20 protein-coding genes are annotated in these 17,407 nt (G+C 39.0%); 14 read left to right on the plus strand and 6 right to left on the minus strand.

Translation table 11 applies throughout. From position 1 onward, the window contains the following. The 3 genes from DSOL_RS23670 to sigI form a co-directional block, all read right to left on the minus strand. Positions 1 to 661: coiled-coil domain-containing protein (locus DSOL_RS23670; RefSeq protein WP_427854452.1), on the minus strand; the 661-nt coding region annotated here is incomplete at its 3' end. A gap of 497 nt (positions 662 to 1,158) precedes the next feature. Then, positions 1,159 to 2,433 (minus strand): anti-sigma factor domain-containing protein, encoded by a 1,275-nt coding sequence (locus tag DSOL_RS23675; protein WP_139314590.1) that lies wholly within the window; start codon positions 2,431 to 2,433, stop codon positions 1,159 to 1,161. Between the two features lie 5 nt (positions 2,434 to 2,438). Further along, entirely contained in the window at positions 2,439 to 3,176 is a 738-nt protein-coding gene (gene sigI, locus DSOL_RS23680; RefSeq protein ID WP_345788421.1) for an RNA polymerase sigma-I factor, read from the minus strand. A 311-nt stretch (positions 3,177 to 3,487) separates the two neighbouring features. On the opposite strand from sigI, the gene DSOL_RS23685 reads away from it, so the two are divergent. Further along, positions 3,488 to 3,910: a hypothetical protein gene (locus tag DSOL_RS23685; protein ID WP_075367210.1), complete on the plus strand. Its 423-nt coding sequence runs from the start codon at positions 3,488 to 3,490 to the stop codon at positions 3,908 to 3,910. A gap of 213 nt (positions 3,911 to 4,123) precedes the next feature. Here the strand turns inward: DSOL_RS23685 and DSOL_RS23690 are convergent, their stop codons facing one another. Then, positions 4,124 to 4,618, minus strand: a complete 495-nt coding sequence (locus DSOL_RS23690; RefSeq protein WP_075367211.1) for a hypothetical protein — start codon at positions 4,616 to 4,618, stop codon at positions 4,124 to 4,126. 929 nt (positions 4,619 to 5,547) lie between these two features. On the opposite strand from DSOL_RS23690, the gene DSOL_RS23700 reads away from it, so the two are divergent. From DSOL_RS23700 to DSOL_RS23710, 3 genes are all read left to right on the plus strand, one after another. Further along, a complete protein-coding gene (locus tag DSOL_RS23700) occupies positions 5,548 to 5,874 on the plus strand; it encodes a YnfA family protein (RefSeq protein WP_075367213.1) in 327 nt (108 codons plus the stop codon). A gap of 123 nt (positions 5,875 to 5,997) precedes the next feature. Continuing rightward, positions 5,998 to 6,735, plus strand: coding sequence for a response regulator transcription factor (locus DSOL_RS23705; protein ID WP_075367214.1), 738 nt, complete (start codon positions 5,998 to 6,000; stop codon positions 6,733 to 6,735). 215 nt (positions 6,736 to 6,950) lie between these two features. After that, on the plus strand, positions 6,951 to 8,135 hold the full coding sequence (locus DSOL_RS23710) for a sensor histidine kinase (RefSeq protein WP_170871602.1): 1,185 nt from the start codon (positions 6,951 to 6,953) through the stop codon (positions 8,133 to 8,135). Positions 8,136 to 8,357: 222 nt separating this feature from the next. Here the strand turns inward: DSOL_RS23710 and DSOL_RS23715 are convergent, their stop codons facing one another. Continuing rightward, positions 8,358 to 9,068, minus strand: a complete 711-nt coding sequence (locus DSOL_RS23715) for a transglutaminase-like domain-containing protein (protein WP_075367216.1) — start codon at positions 9,066 to 9,068, stop codon at positions 8,358 to 8,360. Positions 9,069 to 9,101: 33 nt separating this feature from the next. Next, positions 9,102 to 9,860 carry a helix-turn-helix transcriptional regulator gene (locus DSOL_RS23720; RefSeq protein ID WP_075367217.1) on the minus strand — a complete coding sequence of 253 codons (759 nt, stop codon included), beginning with the start codon at positions 9,858 to 9,860 and terminating at the stop codon, positions 9,102 to 9,104. A gap of 220 nt (positions 9,861 to 10,080) precedes the next feature. On the opposite strand from DSOL_RS23720, the gene DSOL_RS23725 reads away from it, so the two are divergent. Genes DSOL_RS23725 through DSOL_RS23770 form a run of 10 tightly spaced genes read left to right on the plus strand, consistent with a single transcriptional unit; the run spans position 10,081 to position 17,018 of the window. After that, positions 10,081 to 11,100: a hypothetical protein gene (locus DSOL_RS23725; protein ID WP_075367218.1), complete on the plus strand. Its 1,020-nt coding sequence runs from the start codon at positions 10,081 to 10,083 to the stop codon at positions 11,098 to 11,100. Between the two features lie 12 nt (positions 11,101 to 11,112). After that, positions 11,113 to 11,514, plus strand: coding sequence for a cytochrome c maturation protein CcmE (locus tag DSOL_RS23730; RefSeq protein WP_075367219.1), 402 nt, complete (start codon positions 11,113 to 11,115; stop codon positions 11,512 to 11,514). A 20-nt stretch (positions 11,515 to 11,534) separates the two neighbouring features. Further along, positions 11,535 to 13,526 carry a heme lyase CcmF/NrfE family subunit gene (locus DSOL_RS23735; RefSeq protein WP_075367220.1) on the plus strand — a complete coding sequence of 664 codons (1,992 nt, stop codon included), beginning with the start codon at positions 11,535 to 11,537 and terminating at the stop codon, positions 13,524 to 13,526. Continuing rightward, the gene (locus tag DSOL_RS23740; RefSeq protein WP_075367221.1) at positions 13,507 to 13,989 is read left to right on the plus strand and encodes a cytochrome c-type biogenesis protein; all 483 of its coding nucleotides are present in this window, start codon (positions 13,507 to 13,509) and stop codon (positions 13,987 to 13,989) included. Before DSOL_RS23735 ends, DSOL_RS23740 begins: the two co-directional genes overlap by 20 nt. A 13-nt stretch (positions 13,990 to 14,002) precedes the next feature. After that, positions 14,003 to 14,371, plus strand: coding sequence for a hypothetical protein (locus DSOL_RS23745; protein ID WP_075367222.1), 369 nt, complete (start codon positions 14,003 to 14,005; stop codon positions 14,369 to 14,371). Next, positions 14,358 to 14,801 carry a hypothetical protein gene (locus DSOL_RS23750; protein ID WP_075367223.1) on the plus strand — a complete coding sequence of 148 codons (444 nt, stop codon included), beginning with the start codon at positions 14,358 to 14,360 and terminating at the stop codon, positions 14,799 to 14,801. The genes DSOL_RS23745 and DSOL_RS23750 overlap by 14 nt, the downstream gene beginning before the upstream one ends. Before the next feature lie 4 nt (positions 14,802 to 14,805). Beyond that, complete coding sequence (locus tag DSOL_RS23755) at positions 14,806 to 15,504, plus strand: ABC transporter ATP-binding protein (RefSeq protein WP_075367224.1); 699 nt, start codon at positions 14,806 to 14,808, stop codon at positions 15,502 to 15,504. Then, entirely contained in the window at positions 15,505 to 16,188 is a 684-nt protein-coding gene (locus DSOL_RS23760) for a heme exporter protein CcmB (protein ID WP_075367225.1), read from the plus strand. Continuing rightward, on the plus strand, positions 16,188 to 16,874 hold the full coding sequence (ccsA, locus tag DSOL_RS23765) for a cytochrome c biogenesis protein CcsA (protein WP_075367226.1): 687 nt from the start codon (positions 16,188 to 16,190) through the stop codon (positions 16,872 to 16,874). Before DSOL_RS23760 ends, ccsA begins: the two co-directional genes overlap by 1 nt. A gap of 12 nt (positions 16,875 to 16,886) precedes the next feature. After that, positions 16,887 to 17,018: a CcmD family protein gene (locus tag DSOL_RS23770; protein WP_083642986.1), complete on the plus strand. Its 132-nt coding sequence runs from the start codon at positions 16,887 to 16,889 to the stop codon at positions 17,016 to 17,018. Positions 17,019 to 17,407 lie beyond the last annotated feature (389 nt).

Consider the following 17,407-nt stretch of genomic DNA (forward strand, 5'->3'; position numbering starts at 1 on the left):
TCTGGGTAAAGAGTTCGTCTTGTGCTTGTGTGACTTCTGCCAAAGAGTTCTGCTCTTCCTGTATTTTACTCTCTAGAACACCTTTAGCGGCAAAAGCTTCTTTTCTTGTTTTTTCGGCTAAATCCCGTTTCACTTGAAGCTCTTTAGTTTTTTTAATAACTTTTTCCTTTTCAATTTGAACCGTCTCAAGTAGTTTCTGATCGCTTTGGATCAGCCTTTCGAAATACTCAAGCCGGGTTATTAAGTCACTGAGGTTCGCAGCTTGAAAAAGTATATCTAGGTAACTAAAGTTCCCTTGCTCGTAAATCCCCCGAACCCTATTCCGAAAGGTATCCTGTCTGTTTTCAAGTTCCTCTTGTTTGGCAAGAAGCTCTTTTTCCACTGCTTCCACGCTAGCCTTTGCTTCAAGATAGGCAGAATCTTTTTGGGACAGAGCTATTTTAGCCATGCTAATTTGGGTTGCCAGTTCCTTAAGATTCTTTTTCTTTTGTTCCTCAGTGATTTGCAGACTTTTAATCTGGCTCTTCGCTTTATCCTGGGCCTTTTCTATTTCCGTTTGCTTACCCATAAAATCATTAAGTTCGTTTGCTCTGACAGGTAAAACCATGGAACTGACTAAAGTTACTGTAATACTAAGTGCTATAAACCAAGGATTACGCAACAGCACAAACCTCCAAACATTTGCATAAATACTTATTGTAAATACTACAATTCGACAAAAGACAACTGTATCCTGTTCAAATGATAATTGTAACAAAAATGTTAAAAAGCTTTCTTCATTGTGTCATATAGAATGTGTAATGAAAACTGATTAGCCAAAAAGTGAACAAGGACAAGAATGCGAGTAGAATTGCTATTCAGGAACTTAAGTGGCGAATAAGGGCGAGTCTCCGGTGAAGCCAAAAGGGCTCTCAAAACCTCTTGTTGCACCTTAATTACTCCACGTCTAGAACAAAGACGCCGGTGTAGGAAGACGATCTTCGTACACCGGCGTTTCTATCGTTATTCCTAAATTTTCGCTTGTCAGTCCGTTTGGCCAAAAATTTAGTTGGAGCAGCTAGCTTACAGGAGTTTTCGTTTGAATAAAGGTATTTTGTTGTCATGATAATCATTGAGGCAACTAAATTAATCTCGGCTACATGGGTTGGTGAGTAGTAGTCAATGATCTGTTTCTCCAGTTGTGGCTGGCGGTGTCACTGTTGACGTCCCCGATGGCGTGGTGTATTGAGTAGTATAAGTTTTATGATCTGTTTCTCCAGTTGTGGCTGGCGGTGTCACTGTTGACGTCCCCGATGGCGTGGTGTATTGAGTAGTATAAGTTTTATGATCTGTTTCTCCAGTTGTGGCTGGCGGTGTCACTGTTGACGTTCCCGATGGCGTGGTGTATTGAGTAGTATCAGTTTCATGACCTGTTTCTCCCGTTGGGGCTGTCGGTGTCACTGTTGGCGTCACCGATGGGGTGGTGTGTTGAGTAGTATCAGTTTCATGATCTGTTTCTCCAGTTGGGGCTGGCTGCGTCACCGGCGGCGTTGTGGGAGGGTTCGTATAACTATGGTCCTCTGTAGTGTTCGATTCCATATTTGAAGGATGTTCGTATTCTGGACCCTGTTTAATATTTGGTTCTCTCATGCTATCAGTAGAGTTATTTTTCAAGTCTTGTGCCCTTACCTCGAAACTTTCCTCAGGAAAAAGGTTCGATACACTAACCTGCGCATCGAGCAGAGCTTTTTGTGCATCATTACGGAGGGTGTCAGGTTTAATCGCTATACCTTTCGATTCACACCGATCATAAATCAAATAACTGTTAACCGTCATTCCCTGTTGCTTGGCTTCCTGTTGGATTTTCTCGTTCGCTTGACTGACAACCACACTTCCAGACATGTTCCGGCGAGTCATTTCATCCCGGATTGAGTTTCGAAGTTTTTCTGTATCAATTAGGTCGGTACCCCACTTATTTATCGGCACCACGCTGACTAAGATCAGGTTGTGAGTTTCTAGCGTTCCTTTAGGATTGGCGTTTCCTAAGATTAAATCAACGGCTTGATAGATGTCAAGCCCTTTGATGGATAGTCCTTCCATAAAACTTGTTCCACCATTGACATCTTGCACTTCGATAACCTTACCCTCTTTGTTAATCAATAACTCGACCCCTTGATTGATATCTAAAGCGACCGAAGCGACGGCCATATTTGGAATAAATAGCGAATAGACACTGATGCTTAGAACAAGGAATAAAACTGCTGCAACGGATGCATACTTCAAGGCGGAATTATGAAACACAGATAAACGCTGAGGGTTTGTATTAACTTCAATCGTCTGGCCGACTACGGGTGGTTCTTTGGGAGTAGGTATTTCTAAAAAGTCACCTTCTTCCGTGAAGACGGCTGTAACCTTTGAAGAGGTACGCATCACAAGCCCTTTAGTTTTCTTCATTTTCACTACACCCTCTCTCCCGGTTCTTCTGGAATCTGCATGAAAGTCTTAAGCGGATAAAAATCTGGTTTGGATAGAATGAGGGCCAAGGCGATAAGATATTTTCGCCCTTTTTCCAGAGCTTTGCGTTTTATGCCGGTCAGTAATTCTAGTTCTTTGATGGGTAAAAGTCTTTGTCTTTGAAGATGGGCCATAAGCTCAGGGTTGTTACTTAAGGCCAAGGCCGCCCTTGTGAGAGTTTCCTTTCTCTCTCTGTGTTTTGGGGAGACTTTAATCAAATCATCTAGCGTTACGCTATAGTCACATAGCACGCGGACAAAGTGTTCAAGGACTCGTGCAAAGAACTCTTGGTTCTCGCTTTCTTGATATTGCTCTAGAGAAGTATCAAGTTCGTAGCGGCTCAGCTCTTCATCTTCTGAGTTCATTGGCGAGAGGTAAAGATGTTGATGTTTGCCCTCTTTGCGAAAATAGTCCACTAATCTTCGACGGATCACCATTTGAACAAAGCTTTCAAACGAAACTCCTCCATGAAGGTCGAAGGTGTCAATTGCTTCATTGAAAGCTAAAAGAGCAATACTGAGCTCATCGTCATTATCCCAGGTTAAATATCTACCGCAGGCTTTGGAGCTTACTCTAGCTATAAATGCTTTATGGGCGCTGATAAGATCCTCTCGTACAAGAGGATCACCGCCCTTGGCTAATTTTAAGGTATCTCTCAAAACCTCTTCTTGCACCTTAATCACTCCACACTCCACTTAATAGTTTTTCGTAAAACTGAAGCCGTTTTTGGGGGTAGCAAAAACAATCTATTCCTATTATAGAGTTAGAATGTTACAGGATTGTCACAATTGAAAGATTTGCACATCGCAATAAGTTTACAGATAAGAACTGAAGATAACAAATGGACTACCCCCAATAAACAATCTCAGTTAACGAATAACTGAGTGAAAAATGGGGGGTGAGCAAAAGAATTAGCGGACATAACAAATCTGCAAGCTAAGGAATGATACTTAAGAGAAGTAATCAAAGGTTTAAAATGAAAGGATGATTATTTATGAAAAACATTAAAAACACATTTATGGTAACTGCCTTATCTCTTGGTTTAGTGGTCGGTGCAGTTGGTGTAGCTGGTGCTGCTACTTCCACGAACTATCAGAAAGAAATAGCCGACTGGTTTGAAAAAGATCCTAATCCAGTGGTCATGCACACGAATACAGTTGCTACCCCAGCTGTTACCCCAGCTGTTACCCCGGTGGTTACCCCAGTTGTTACTCCAGTTGCTACCCACAGTACTAACAAAGCCACTCATCAAACTGCCCCCGCTCCAGCACCCGTCACCCCTCCACAAACCAATTATCACTACAATGATGGACATTCAAATATGAATCCTGAACAACACCAGCAAATGCATGTCACGCAACCGAGCGGAAATCATATGTCTGGTAGCGAATCCGGTCATGAATACGGTCACGAATGATAAGAATAAATTAAACAGGGCTGCAACAAGTTGATAAGGGGTTCTTTTTTGGGGTGCAAAGGTGCTGTTTAGCGCTGCGATCTGTAGTTAAGATGGTAACTCGATAATTGACTTCCAATGGCAAAATAGCAATTTGGTGGGCCATTTCAAGTTGTTTCTCAAATACAAGACCAAAAGAAAGAGAGTAACCAGGACTTGTTTAATAAGTTCTGGTTACTCTTTCTTCTTCTTTAACCAAACTAAGTCATAAAAAGATGCTCCAGCAGCCAATCCAAAGGCAATAGGTAACGTTCTTTCGAGTGACATTTCAGATCTCCTAAATAAATAGTCTAATCCAATTGGCAATATACTAAACAGTATGACTAGTTTAATGAACCTTAGTAGTCTTTTCCTTAAGTCAAGCCACCTTATGTTTCTAGCGTTTAAAACCACTTTGAAAAGGCCAAAAAGAGCCGATAAAAGAAGAAAAATTACATATCCTATAACAATTACTATTGAGAGTTTATTGACATTTACAATATCATTTACGATAAAGATAGTAATTACAGTCCATATAACAAATATGAAAGAATAGATTGTAGATTTATTAATTTTAATCACCTTCATGTATTTTGTGTAGGCCAATAAGGGATATTCTCCTTCAAATTTGCGCGTTAAGTTATCTGTTGGCACCTTAGATAATCTAAAGTTATGCTTAACTAGAAACATGTAAGCCCACTTCCTTATAGACCGAATCCTTTACTGATCGATTCCCCAGTGAACACCGTAAATCAATTTCATTAGGCCTATGAAAATCAATAATAGACCAAATAATAACAATCCCAAAGCGGTAGAATCAAATATTCCCATGATAAGTGAAAGGATAAAATCGCCGATATTTTCGAAAACAGAGTTTTTTCTCCATATTTTTACTCCCCAAATAACGAACCCTATTCCAAAGATTAACATGAAAACGAAGAGAAGTATCATAGCTAATTCCTCTAGTGATTATATTGAATATTACTTTAACCACTTATCTTCAAGTTTGCGTATAAAGACTGTCGCAATGAATAAAGCAAGATAGCCCAGCCAGTTATTCAATCTCTCCAAGGTGCTTACAACTATAACGAGAATAATCACGATCAGAATTAACTTAATATGTCTCACTGCTTCACCTATTTCATTGCAAAATCTGTTTAAAATATTGTGTCTCTCAGTGTAAAAACTTTGTTGGTAATCCCAAGACGCTGAGCGGGCGTTTCAACTACACCATTCTTAGTCTTTACTGTTAGACAGAAATTATAAAAGGTCCTTAGGATTAGAAACCGTCTGTCCTGCAGCAGCAATAAGCTTCGAGAAATGGGCATAATAAAATGGACTGTTCTAACAGATAGATGATATGTAGAGAGCGAACACGGGGAACCCGTCTAAGGTTTCCTGTGTTTTATGTTATAGTATTTATAGATCATTGTTCCGATTCCTACCGAATTGAGTGGGATATCAACTTCTGTAGGAAGAGTTTGATTATTAAATATAGTGATTCACCAGAATTTTACGGGTGGAGTAAAAAAATGAGCAGAGCAATGGTTTTGGTAATTGTTGAACTGATACTTATAATAGAAAGTGTATAAAATATCACTATGAATAGGAGTTGAATTATGTCTAGTACAATATTTCTATTTCTTCTAGCCGGGTTGGCAGAAATCGGTGGGGGATATTTAGTTTGGCTTTGGTTGCGTGAGGCCAAGCCAGTGTGGTATGGGCTTGTTGGTGGACTCATTCTTGTGTTGTACGGGATAATCCCTACCTTGCAAAAATTCCCTAGTTTTGGTAGAGTTTATGCTGCTTACGGCGGTGTTTTTATCATTCTCTCAGTGCTTTGGGGATGGGGCATAGATCGTAAACCACCTGACATCTACGATTGGATTGGGGCTATAATCTGTATGATTGGTGTCTCTGTAATGCTTTGGGCACCCAGGCATTAGTAACCATAATATGCAAGAGGATAAGACCTGAATCGTATCAGTGAAGAAATAACTTCATGGTCACGTGCAAGCACTCGGCAGTCCGTGTCCACATTAAAGAGCGCATTGGAAAGGGGACAAAAGGTGGAAGACAGGTTAAAGATCCTCGTTGTGGATGACGATCCCTCAATCAGGGAATTAATGCAGGTTTATTTGGAAGAAGAATTCATGGTTATTCACGCTGAAAATGGTCTTCAGGCAATAGAGAAAGTCCAAACGGATAAACCCTCTTTAGTGTTGTTAGATATAATGCTGCCAGTACTAAATGGTTGGGAAGTTTGCAAGCAGATAAGGACCTTCTGTCAAGTGCCTATTATCATGGTTTCTGCAAAAGGGGAAGAAATTGATAAAATTCTTGGCCTTGAATTAGGAGCGGAAGATTATATAACGAAGCCCTTTAGTCCCAGAGAACTCTTGGCTAGGGTTAAAGCGCAAATTAGAAGAAGCTTAATAGGTAAGGAAGCAAAAAAAGGATTTGCGGAGTCCACCGATACAGGGAATAGTATTTCCGATGATTTTCTTAACTTACCAGGGCTTCAAATTAATTTTAAAAAGTATCAAGTTCTCTTAAACGGGCTGGAGGTTGACTTAACAGCTAAAGAATTTGATTTATTGGCTTTTTTAACCCGAAATAGGGGGCAAGTCTTTACTAGGGAACAATTATTGAATATGGTTTGGGGCTTTGACTATGGAGGCGATACTAGGGCAGTAGATTCAGCCATAAAACGGCTAAGGAAAAAGATAAATAATGAAGAGAAAAACCTCATTTTCATCCATACAATGCGGGGAATTGGGTATAAATTTGAGGTGCCAAATCAATGAAAACTATCTTTGCGAGGCTGATTGGCTCCTATATCCTTATTGTCGTCATAAGTTTGGTCGTTATAGGGGTAAGCTTATCTTTCATGTTTAATAACTACCTTTTTGAGCAGAAAGAAAGAGAGCTAATTATAAAAGGGCAGGATATGGCCCAGGTGGTTAAGCCCTTTCTCGTTGAAAAAGTGGACCCCCATGATTTTGTCAATATGGCTAACCGATTGGACTTAAACTTAGGGACTGAGGTCTGGGTAGTCGATAAAAAAGGAGCGGTTATCGCCACTGCCGCAAATCATGAATACTGTGAAGGGAATTATTTAGAGACTTCAGAACTAAAAAAAATGCAATCAGGGAGCATATCTGTATATAAAGGGAAATCCCAATATTTTCAGGAACCAGTTATTCGGGTTATAATTCCAATTATTCAAGAAGAAAGGGTAATTGGGGCCATAGTTCTTTACTCTCCAATTGAAGGAATTAATAAAGCATTAGCCAGCCTTTCTCAATTGGTATTGACAGCAGGAATTATTTCTTTAGCCATTGCTTTTCTAATAGGGATAATACTATCGAGGCGTCTTTCGAGGCCAATTTTGACCATTACCGAAGCTTCAACATTAATTGCAAAAGGACAAAAGCAGGTCACTGTTCCGACGGATACCAGCATTGAAGAAATTAACCAACTCGGAAGAACCTTTAACGATATGTCGAGTAAGGTTGAAGCCAACGAGGAAAGGATGAAAGAATTTGTAGCAAATGTATCGCACGAATTAAGAAGCCCCTTAACATCGATCAAAGGATTTGTTGAAGCACTAATTGATAACAAGGGCAAAACCCCTGAGGCGCAGCGAAGATTTCTAACTATTATTAATAACGAGACCGATCGATTAACCCATTTAGTGAATGACCTTCTGATTTTATCTAGATCAGAAGAGGAAATTGTTTTGGAAGCCGAAGATATCGAACTTAAAGACTTTATTGAAAATGTGTTAGCCGGCTTTCAATCGAGAGCTGAAGAAAATTCTATTAATACGGAAGTCATATCTAAAGATAATTTTATTTCCCTAAAAATAGATTTAAATTCCCTCCACCAAATCATAGCAAATTTAGTAGATAATGCTCTTAAGTATTCACCACAGGGTGGAAATGTTTCGATATCTTTAGTAGAGTCTGAGGAAATGATTAGCATCTCAGTAAGGGACTCAGGGCTAGGAATTCCGGAAAGAGATCTGCCCCATATTTGGGACAGGTTTTACCGGGTAGATAAGGATCGAAGCCGTGAGACAGGTGGTACAGGTCTAGGATTAGCCATCGTTAAACAGTTAACCGAAAAAAATGGTGGTCAAGTAGAAGCAGAAAGCGTCCTAGGCAAAGGTTCTATTTTCAGCGTGAGATTTCCAAAACAATAATGGAAAAACTCACTAGCTCAGTAACAATATACTCATCAAACCACGTGATCATGATCATCTGGTTTTTTCTTTTCTTTTTGGCTATGTTTTAGAACAGTGTTGATAATATGACAATTTTTAAGGGAAGCCATTTTTGACTTCCCTTAATTCACATTTTATTAAGGATGTGAACTACTTTTCCTAAAGATACTGCTTAATTTACGAAAAAAAACATGAGTGTAGTTATAGTTCATTTTTTCTATTTCGAATTTTCTGCAACCGTTTATTCAGCCTTTTGGATAATATTTTCCCAAACAAAAATTGTTTTAAAGGTGAGGGTGTATTGTTGTATTTTTCGAAAAAAAGCTCTGGCGAATCAAAAATGCCAACGTCGTCGGTAATTGCAAGGCTTTGGCTGTAGGTATCTTTGCCTACAAAGCAAAAGTTATCCGCACGGATGTCTTTTACGGCAATAGCGTAACCGTAGTAGCCGCCATCACGCTTTTGCAGTTTATCTTTAACCGCATTGTAATAGCTCTCATCAGGAATAACACCCTCAAGTGCTATCCAGTTGCTGTTATAGTATACCTCTACCCATGTGTGGCTTACTTTTGCAGGGGCTATCAGGTAGGTTAAGCCCACCAGTGCACCCTTTTGCATGGTTTTATCAATCAAAAAACCATGTATCCTTGTTGGTATGCCAACGCCCCTAAGTAAGGCCATAAGTAAGGTAGACTTGGTGTTGCATTGACCATAGCCCTGCTCTAAAATTTCAGATGCCTTAAATTCGTCCTTTGAGTTGTAGCCAAAAACAATTTCGTTCTTCACATAGTTATAAATTCGTTTAATTATTTCAAACTCGTCGTTTTCAGCCCATTTTCTCTCGGCAATAAGCTGTTGTATCTTTGGATGATTATAATCTAATAAATGCGTTTCCTTTAAATAGTTTTTCACGCTAACGCCTCCTTTTATTAGATTATAAGTCTTTTAGTATGTGGTTACTTTCAAAAAAACGCTATCTTCGCTCAATTCTCTGGCAGACATCCCCAAGGTCTTTTTACATACCGCCGCAAAGTGTGATGAACTGTCAAAGCCTGCCATGTTTGCGGCCTCGGTTATGCTTTTGCCAGAAAATATGTAGAACATCGCTTTTTGTAATTTATGTAACACTATGTACGAACTTAAGCGCATACCTGTTTCCTTTCTAAATAAATGGGATAATCGGCTTTGCGATAAAAACACGCTTTTTGCCATTACTTCAAGATTGTGCTCTGGATTGGTACAGGTTGTAATTAGAGAAAGCAGGCTTGTAATTCTCTCGTCCATAGCTGTGTTGACGTCTGTGCTTATCTGTAATACTTGGAGCAGTAGTGTATAAAACGTAAGGTAATTCTCTTTATCCAGTATAGGATAATACTGCAGCAGTAAGCACCGGATTAAGTTTATTGACTCATCATCAAAAACATAGTACGACTGACCCCTTAAATATTTCTGGTTTAGTTGTTCCTCTATGACAGAGGTGTTATCAATTAAAAAGAAAATTTGTGCATCTTGATTACTATAAAAGGTGTGATTTGTATTTGAACTTATAATGATGCCCTTGCATGCAAACTGCTTTTCAGCAACTGATATATTAAACTCATCGTGAAAGGAAATAGATATTTGAAGCATTAGATGGTTATGAATATCTGCATCAATTTTATCTGTAACTGCAGCAATATGGTCATTGCCAGCATAAACATACATCGTCGTCAACTCCTTTCTCAATAAGCCTAATATAAATAATTCAATTTCGCCTAAAATACAAATGTGGATAAATTACATATCTATAAGAATATATCATTTTTAACATTGAAACATTGCCTTCTTTTTGAAATGTTTCATTTTTGACAAACGTCTGACATGCTTCTGACACATGACTAAGGTAAGTTTATTGAGTGAATTTAAAATCTTGGAGGTATGAACTATGTTGCAATTCAAAGCAAAAAAATGGTTATTTGCACTTATGATCTTTTTTAGTTTAGTAATAGGCACAAAAACCGCCTATGCTGAAACGACTAAACTTGAAATTGTAAGACAGGATATTAATGTCATGCCAGAGTACGATACACCAGATATTTTATTAATTTATTCAGTTGACTTTAAAAATAATTCAGACCAGCCCTACTCAGGTGAGTTTGTCTGGAATCTTCCTAATGGCGCAAAAAAATATACAGTAGTTGATCAGAGTAAAGGAGATAATCATGTCGAACCCACGGTAAAACATGGCGAAAAAAACGATCAAATTGTCTGGAAGTTTCCTACCCCATTACAGCCGGGTGAAACAAAGCCCGTTCAAATAGAGTATTATTACAACACTTTGCAAGGCAACCCTGATAAAACGTTTGTTTATGAATATATTCCTGAATATCCTATCGCCCAGGCCGAACTTATCGTATACCAGCCTAAAAAAGCCTCGAACATGGTTGTTACCCCTGATTTTGGGCAAGCACAACCTGGTAACGATGGTTTTAGCGTTTACAAGAAAGAATTTAAGAACCTTAAACCGGGAGATAATGTCCAAGTTAAGGTTGGTTACACTAAGTCAGATCCTAACCCCTCGGTTGCCCCCCCGAGCCAGCAGCAAGGACAAAGCGAACAGTCGACTGGACAACCAGAACAGAGTAAGAGGACTAGTGCTGCTATAGTATTGTTGTTCTTAGCCGCTTTTGTTGCAGTTTTAGGGCTTATCATCTATAAAGCGATGAATAGTAAGCCTATTTCTAGCAATCAAGACGGTGAAGAGTTTGATGATGAAGATGAAGTGATGATAAATCCTCAGGAGAAACCCAAAAAACGGAATTTGAGCACACAACAACAAAGCAAAGGTAATAGTAAACTTCAGGCGGACAAAAAGAAATTAAGAGATGCCTTGATAAGTTGCAGGATTAGCGAGGAAACCTATTACCAATTATTAGCTGAACTGAACGAAGAGGAAGATCATTAGGAGGAGCAGTTTATGAACAAAAAGTTAAAGTTCATATTAGTCATATCGATTATGCTAGGTGCTTTTGGCTACCTAATGATCAGTGGTTTTAATAATTCCAAGACGTATTATATGACCATTAATGAAGTGACGGCTAGCGCAGATAAAGGAAAACTAGGGAAACAAAATCTTAAAGTAAGTGGTAAATTGGTAGGCCAAAGTGTTAAATGGGACCCCTCAAAGACAGAACTGAAGTTTGAAATGATCTCGAAAGATCAAAACGAAATTATGCCTGTTTTATATAAAGGGGTTAAGCCGGATAATTTTAATGATGGAATTGATGTCATTGTGGATGGAAAATACACGGTTGAACAAGTTTTATTGGCAGACAAAGTTATGACCAAATGTCCTTCAAAATATGAAGAACAAAAATAAAGAAACGGGAGGATAAAAGTGTGTCTAGTATAGGTACAATAGGGTTGTTAATAGCCTTAGGGTTAAGTCTATATTCTCTAGTTGCTTTCTACTTGTTTAATAGTAATAAAGGACTGAAATATCTCCTAAGTGCTAAAAATGCAGTCTATGGAACGGCACTTTTTACGACGATTAGTGTAGTTGCCATGCTCTATGCTTTGATAGCCGGCGATTTTTCCATTGAATATGTAACCCAGTATACAAGTCTGGACCTGCCCATTATCTATAAACTATCGGCCCTGTGGGCAGGAAATGCTGGTTCACTATTATTTTGGGCTTGGATACTTGTTTTATTAGCAGCCGTTGTAACTGCTTCGAAAGAAAATAAAGAGTTTATCCCCTACGCCAGCCCTATCATGATGGTGGTCAGTGTCTTCTTCTTGTTTATGATAAATTTTGTTTCTCAGCCTTTTATACAGTTGTCCAACGTGCCACTTGATGGAATGGGTATGAACCCTATGCTTCAGAACGCAGGGATGGTAATCCATCCAGTGACGTTATATCTAGGTTATGTCGGTTTCACAGTCCCGTTTGCTTTCGCTATAGCAGCCCTGATTATGAAAAATCCAGGTGACCAATGGATTAAGTTGACAAGAAAATGGACACTCATTTCTTGGTTATTTCTAACACTTGGTAATTTATTTGGAGCCCAGTGGGCTTATGTAGAATTGGGCTGGGGTGGCTACTGGGCCTGGGACCCCGTAGAAAATGCTTCGTTAATGCCTTGGCTCACCGCTTCTGCTTTCCTTCATTCGGTCATGGTCCAAGAACGTAAAAACATGCTCAAGATATGGAACATGGTCCTAATTATCGTTACCTTCGGCTTAACACTCTTTGGAACGTTCTTAGTACGAAGTGGAGTTGTCGCTTCAGTTCATGCCTTTGGTAGTTCTAGTTTGGGAGCTTACTTCCTGATATTTACTTCTTTAATAATCTTAGCGTCCTTATACCTGGTCGCTGACAGAATCAACATGCTTCGACAAGGAAATCAGTTTGAATCCTATATCTCGAAGGAAAGTAGCTTCTTGTTAAATAATTTACTGCTCGTGGGCTCAGCCTTTAGTATCTTTTGGGGAACTGTTTTCCCCATTGTTTCAGAAGCGGTTGTGGGTCAAAAAATCGCCGTGGGAATCCCCTTCTTTAATCAGGTCAATGCTCCCATAGGGTTAGCATTTACCTTGCTCATGGGAATTTGCCCCTTGATTGCTTGGCGGAAGGCTAATTTTGAAAATATAGCTAAAAATTTCATGTGGCCATGGATTATTGCGATAATAGGTCTGTTAGTGATCGTTTTTATAGGCGGAATTACCAAGCCTTATGCTTTAACTGCCTACACTATCTGCGTTTTTGTGATTTCTTCAACACTCCAGGATATACTAAAAGGAGTCAGGGTAAGGAAAAAACTTACAGGAGAAAACCTCATAGTATCTTTAATTAGGCTTTTAAGTAAAAACAGACGGCGCTATGGTGGCTATCTGATTCATATGGGAGTTGTGATGATGATTATTGGGATCACAGGCTCAAATGTATTTAACAGTGAAGCTATCAAAACGTTCAAGCCAGGAGAAACTGCTGTCGTTGGAGGCTATACTATCTCTTTTAAGGGACTCCAGCAAACTACAAGGGATAATATGGAGGTTGTTTACGCAGATTTGAGCGTGATCAACAATAATAAATATATGGGAAATTTACAAGTGGAGAAGGTTTTTTACTCAAAATCAGAACAACCCATGACGGAACCTGCGATTATTTCAACCTTTAAAGAAGACTTATACGTTCTCTTAACAGGATGGGAGGAGAACGGATCAGCGGTGTTTAAAATTCATATTAACCCTCAGATAAAATGGCTGTGGACCGGGGGATGGGTGATTGTCGTAGGAGTTATATTTGCCCTATGGCCTGGAAAGGGTAGTGGAGTTGGAAGCCGATATATTGGGAGAGGAGAGGTGTTCAATGGCAAGAAGGTTAGTTAGAAAGATAAGCCTAACCGGTTTAGTCCTTGTGGGCCTTCTACTTCTTAACATTTCTCCGGTTTTGGCAAGTACTCAAAGTGATATTGAAAACAGCTTAATTTGCCCAGCTTGTTTTGCCGAAGCTATGTCTGTAGCAGCTTGTCAAGATTCTACAGCCCAGCAAATAAAAGAAGAAATACGCCAAAAACTTGCAATGGGGCAGACAAAAGAACAAATCATTAAAATTTATGTAGATAAGTATGGAGAAAAAATCTTAACCAACCCTCCCAAAAAAGGTTTTAATTTAATGGCTTGGGTTATTCCTTTCTTGGGGATCATGATGGGGGGGGCCTTAATATATCTAGCACTTGGCAGATGGGTTAAAGTTCCCAGAACCAAAAAGGGTCGTGAAAAAACTAAACCGGGGGTTCTGGATGATTATTATAATGCCAGAGTAGATGAAGAATATAAGAAGTATCTATAAAGGAGGGGTCGGATTGGAAGCGGTTATTGGGTTAGTAATGCTTGCAGGCGCTATCGTAATTGTCGGATACCCTTTGATTCAAAAGGATATCCAAAACCATAAGGTTAAGACTGCAAAAAATAAAATCCTTGGCTATGAACAGCAAAAAGAAATTGTTATGTCATCCATCGGGGAAATTGAATTCGACTTTAATATGAATAAGTTATCTGTCGATGATTATCAGGAATTGAAAGCTTTGTATAAAGAAAAGGCTGTACAGCTACTCAAAGAGAATGACAAAGTTTCTGGGGTAAACGAAACGGATCTCGTTAGAAAATTAGAAGAAGAAATCGAAGCTGACTTAAAAAGTCTGAAGGAATCAGATGCCGATGAAAAAGGTTAAAATGCTTCTGGTTTTAGGTGGACTTATAGTTTTCTCCCTTCTTCCTGCTTTGGGGGTTCAGGCAACCCCCAGCCTTTCCTCAGGATACCAGGATAAAGTAGTGTTTCATACGCCGAGTCATATAGCAAAGTGGAATAAAAGCACGTTAAAGGGTCTTGATCCTCACGTCTTGGTAGCTTTTATTGGCTTAATGCTCTTAATTATTCCTGGCACCTTCCTATATAGAGTCCGTAAAAACCAACCAAAGGGTAAAGAAAATGAAGTGAACGTTGATGTGGCGAATGAAGGGATCAAAAAACAGATAATCTTAAACAAAATTCGTCAACTTGAAGAACAATTTTCACAAGGGAAGATTAATCAGGAAAGATATACTGAGACATTAACTAGTTACAAGTCTCTTCTTAAAAAAATGGAAGAAGAGAGGGGATGAACCATTGATCGAAGGGATTAATATATCTAAAACCTATGGTAGTAAAAATGTACTCAGAGACATTTCAGTAAGGATTCCTAGGGGAGAGTTCGTAGCAGTTTTAGGACCGAATGGGGCAGGAAAATCGACCCTTCTTAAAATCCTAGCCTTGATTTCCAAACCGGATTCAGGACAAGTAATAATCGGGGATCAATCAATAGTTAATACTCCCAGTGATTTAAAACGTAAAATTGGCATTATCTCACATAGCTCTTTCTTGTATCCAGAGCTTACAGCCTATGAAAATCTTCAGTTTTACGGACGTTTGTATGGTTTGGATAATTTAGAAGCGCAGATAATTGCTGTTATTAAAAAGGTAGGTCTCTTATTGGCCTTGAATGAGCAGGTCTATACCTTTTCGCGAGGTATGCTTCAGCGACTTTCCATAGCAAGGGCGTTAATTCATAATCCTGAGGTAATATTGCTGGATGAACCTTTTACAGGATTGGACCAGGACGGTATTAGTTTACTTCAAGGCGTATTAAGAGACTTAAAGTCCAATCATAAAACGATCCTAATGGTTACGCATAGTTTTGAAGATGGTATGAACGACGTGGATCGAATATTAATTCTCAATAAAGGGCAGATTGCTGCTGATTTTCCCACGGAGAATCTTCTATCTGAAGATCTAAAAAGAATTTACCATGAAAAGGTGGCCTGTTAAATGGGTAAAGAGCTGGCTTTAATCACCACCATTTTCAAAAAGGATTTGGTCAGCGAGTTTCGAGCAAAGGAATCTATTGTAACCATGGTCACCTTTTCGGTGCTGATTTTAATCCTATTTAGCATGGCTTTCGAACCGTCAAGACAGACTGTCGAGGAAATTTTGCCCGGACTTATTTGGATGAGTCTTATCTTTTCCGGAATTTTGGGTCTAAACCGTACCTATGCAAAGGAACGATTTAATGACTGTTTAATAGGCATTTTGTCAACTCCCATTGCCCTATACCAGATATATCTCGGAAAAGCTGCAAGCAACTTAGTTCAGCTTCTCTTTGTGGAGATAATAACCTTTCCCTTGTACTTCATCTTTTATGATCTTAATCTAAAGGGATCACTAGGTATGTTGATTATTATAATGTTGATCGGTTCGGTTGGCTTTGTTCTAGTTGGAACTTTTCTAGCAGCCTTAACCAGTAATCTCAGAGCAAATGAAGCGTTGCTGCCCGTTATCTTATTCCCGTTACTAATGCCAGTATTATTGGCTGCGATAGAAGCAACTTCGGCAGTTTTTACTGGATTAACCCTTGATCAATATCTTCCGTGGATCAAACTAATCCTGGTTTACGATCTGGTTTTTCTAATGATGCCGTTCTTGCTGTTTGATTACCTTATGGAGGTGGATTAATGAAATTAATACCTTTGCTGAAAAAGATCCTTTTAGGTTCGACCTTTGTTGCAATGTTAACTGCCTTGTATTTAGTGTTTGAATGGGTCCCAGTAGAGAGGCAAATGGGGCCTGTCCAGAAAATATTTTACTTTCATGTTCCGTCAGCATGGGTAGCTTTTTTAGCGTTTTTTGTAGTGTTTATCGCAAGCATTATGTACTTGAAAACAAAAGCAGAAGTGTATGATATTATTGCCGGAAGCTCAGCCCAGGTAGGGGTCGTTTTTACTGCGATCGTGTTGATTACGGGTCCAATCTGGGGAAGGGCAGCTTGGGGTACGTGGTGGACATGGGACCCTAGGTTGACCACCACGCTGATATTATGGTTTATTTACCTGGCATATTTAATTATTCGTAATTCGGCAAAAGGAAATGAAAAAAATTATAGGCTAGCTGCTGTCTTTGGGATTATTGGCTTCATAGACGTGCCGATCGTGTTCATGGCGGCCCGGTGGTGGCGAACCATTCATCCAGTGGTTTTTGAAGCCGACAACATTGGCCTACCACCCTCTATGCTTATTACCTTAATGGTATGTTTGTTAACGTTTACTTTGCTTTATTTCGTACTACTATTAAAAAGCATGAAGATTGAGCAAGTGGAACGCAAAATACAAAATCTTAAAAATGAGGCTCTAAAAGCTTATTAAGGAGGTTTCTAAATGGATTATTTGTTTTGGGGATATAATGTTATATGGGTATTACTATTTGGCTACGTCATTTACCTAGATTTTAGACAAAGAACTATTCAGGTACAGTTAAAACAGTTAGGAATGGTGTTAGGAGAAAAATAAAAAGGAGCATGTATATCCACCGACAACCACACTTCTGGACAGGTTCCTGAGAGTCATTCATCACGGATGGAGTTTCGAGGTTTTTCCGTATCAATAATTTGGGAAATAGTAAATAGTTATAGCTTTATTTAAAAAAGCGATGCGGAGGTTTGGAAGCTTAAAGTGCAAGTTGAATCTGAAGTTTTGCACCTCTATAAACTCTTGTATCTCTAATTTCCAGGTAACCTAATGCCATTAGTTCCTTTTGATTATTACCGATTAACTGGCATTTTCAAGGGCTTTTAGTTAATTCGTAGAAAGGAATTCCAAATAGCTCTTTTAAATACTCATATTCCATAGAATTCCTAAATTCCAAAATGTCCACTAAACCGGACTTGGCGGTTGATTTG

The sequence above is a fragment of the Desulfosporosinus metallidurans genome, from assembly GCF_001936615.1.
In the GTDB taxonomy this organism is placed as follows: domain Bacteria; phylum Bacillota; class Desulfitobacteriia; order Desulfitobacteriales; family Desulfitobacteriaceae; genus Desulfosporosinus; species Desulfosporosinus metallidurans.

Bases quoted from the DNA above. Each gene is read 5' to 3' on its own strand.
- DSOL_RS23675 (WP_139314590.1), bottom strand. From the start codon at position 2,433: ATGAAGAAAACTAAAGGGCTTGTGATGCGTACCTCTTCAAAGGTTACA.
- DSOL_RS23685 (WP_075367210.1), top strand. From the start codon at position 3,488: ATGAAAAACATTAAAAACACATTTATGGTAACTGCCTTATCTCTTGGT.
- DSOL_RS23690 (WP_075367211.1), bottom strand. From the start codon at position 4,618: ATGTTTCTAGTTAAGCATAACTTTAGATTATCTAAGGTGCCAACAGAT.
- DSOL_RS23700 (WP_075367213.1), top strand. From the start codon at position 5,548: ATGTCTAGTACAATATTTCTATTTCTTCTAGCCGGGTTGGCAGAAATC.
- DSOL_RS23720 (WP_075367217.1), bottom strand. From the start codon at position 9,860: ATGTATGTTTATGCTGGCAATGACCATATTGCTGCAGTTACAGATAAA.
- DSOL_RS23725 (WP_075367218.1), top strand. From the start codon at position 10,081: ATGTTGCAATTCAAAGCAAAAAAATGGTTATTTGCACTTATGATCTTT.
- DSOL_RS23730 (WP_075367219.1), top strand. From the start codon at position 11,113: ATGAACAAAAAGTTAAAGTTCATATTAGTCATATCGATTATGCTAGGT.
- DSOL_RS23740 (WP_075367221.1), top strand. From the start codon at position 13,507: ATGGCAAGAAGGTTAGTTAGAAAGATAAGCCTAACCGGTTTAGTCCTT.
- DSOL_RS23750 (WP_075367223.1), top strand. From the start codon at position 14,358: ATGAAAAAGGTTAAAATGCTTCTGGTTTTAGGTGGACTTATAGTTTTC.
- DSOL_RS23760 (WP_075367225.1), top strand. From the start codon at position 15,505: ATGGGTAAAGAGCTGGCTTTAATCACCACCATTTTCAAAAAGGATTTG.
- ccsA (WP_075367226.1), top strand. From the start codon at position 16,188: ATGAAATTAATACCTTTGCTGAAAAAGATCCTTTTAGGTTCGACCTTT.
- DSOL_RS23770 (WP_083642986.1), top strand. From the start codon at position 16,887: ATGGATTATTTGTTTTGGGGATATAATGTTATATGGGTATTACTATTT.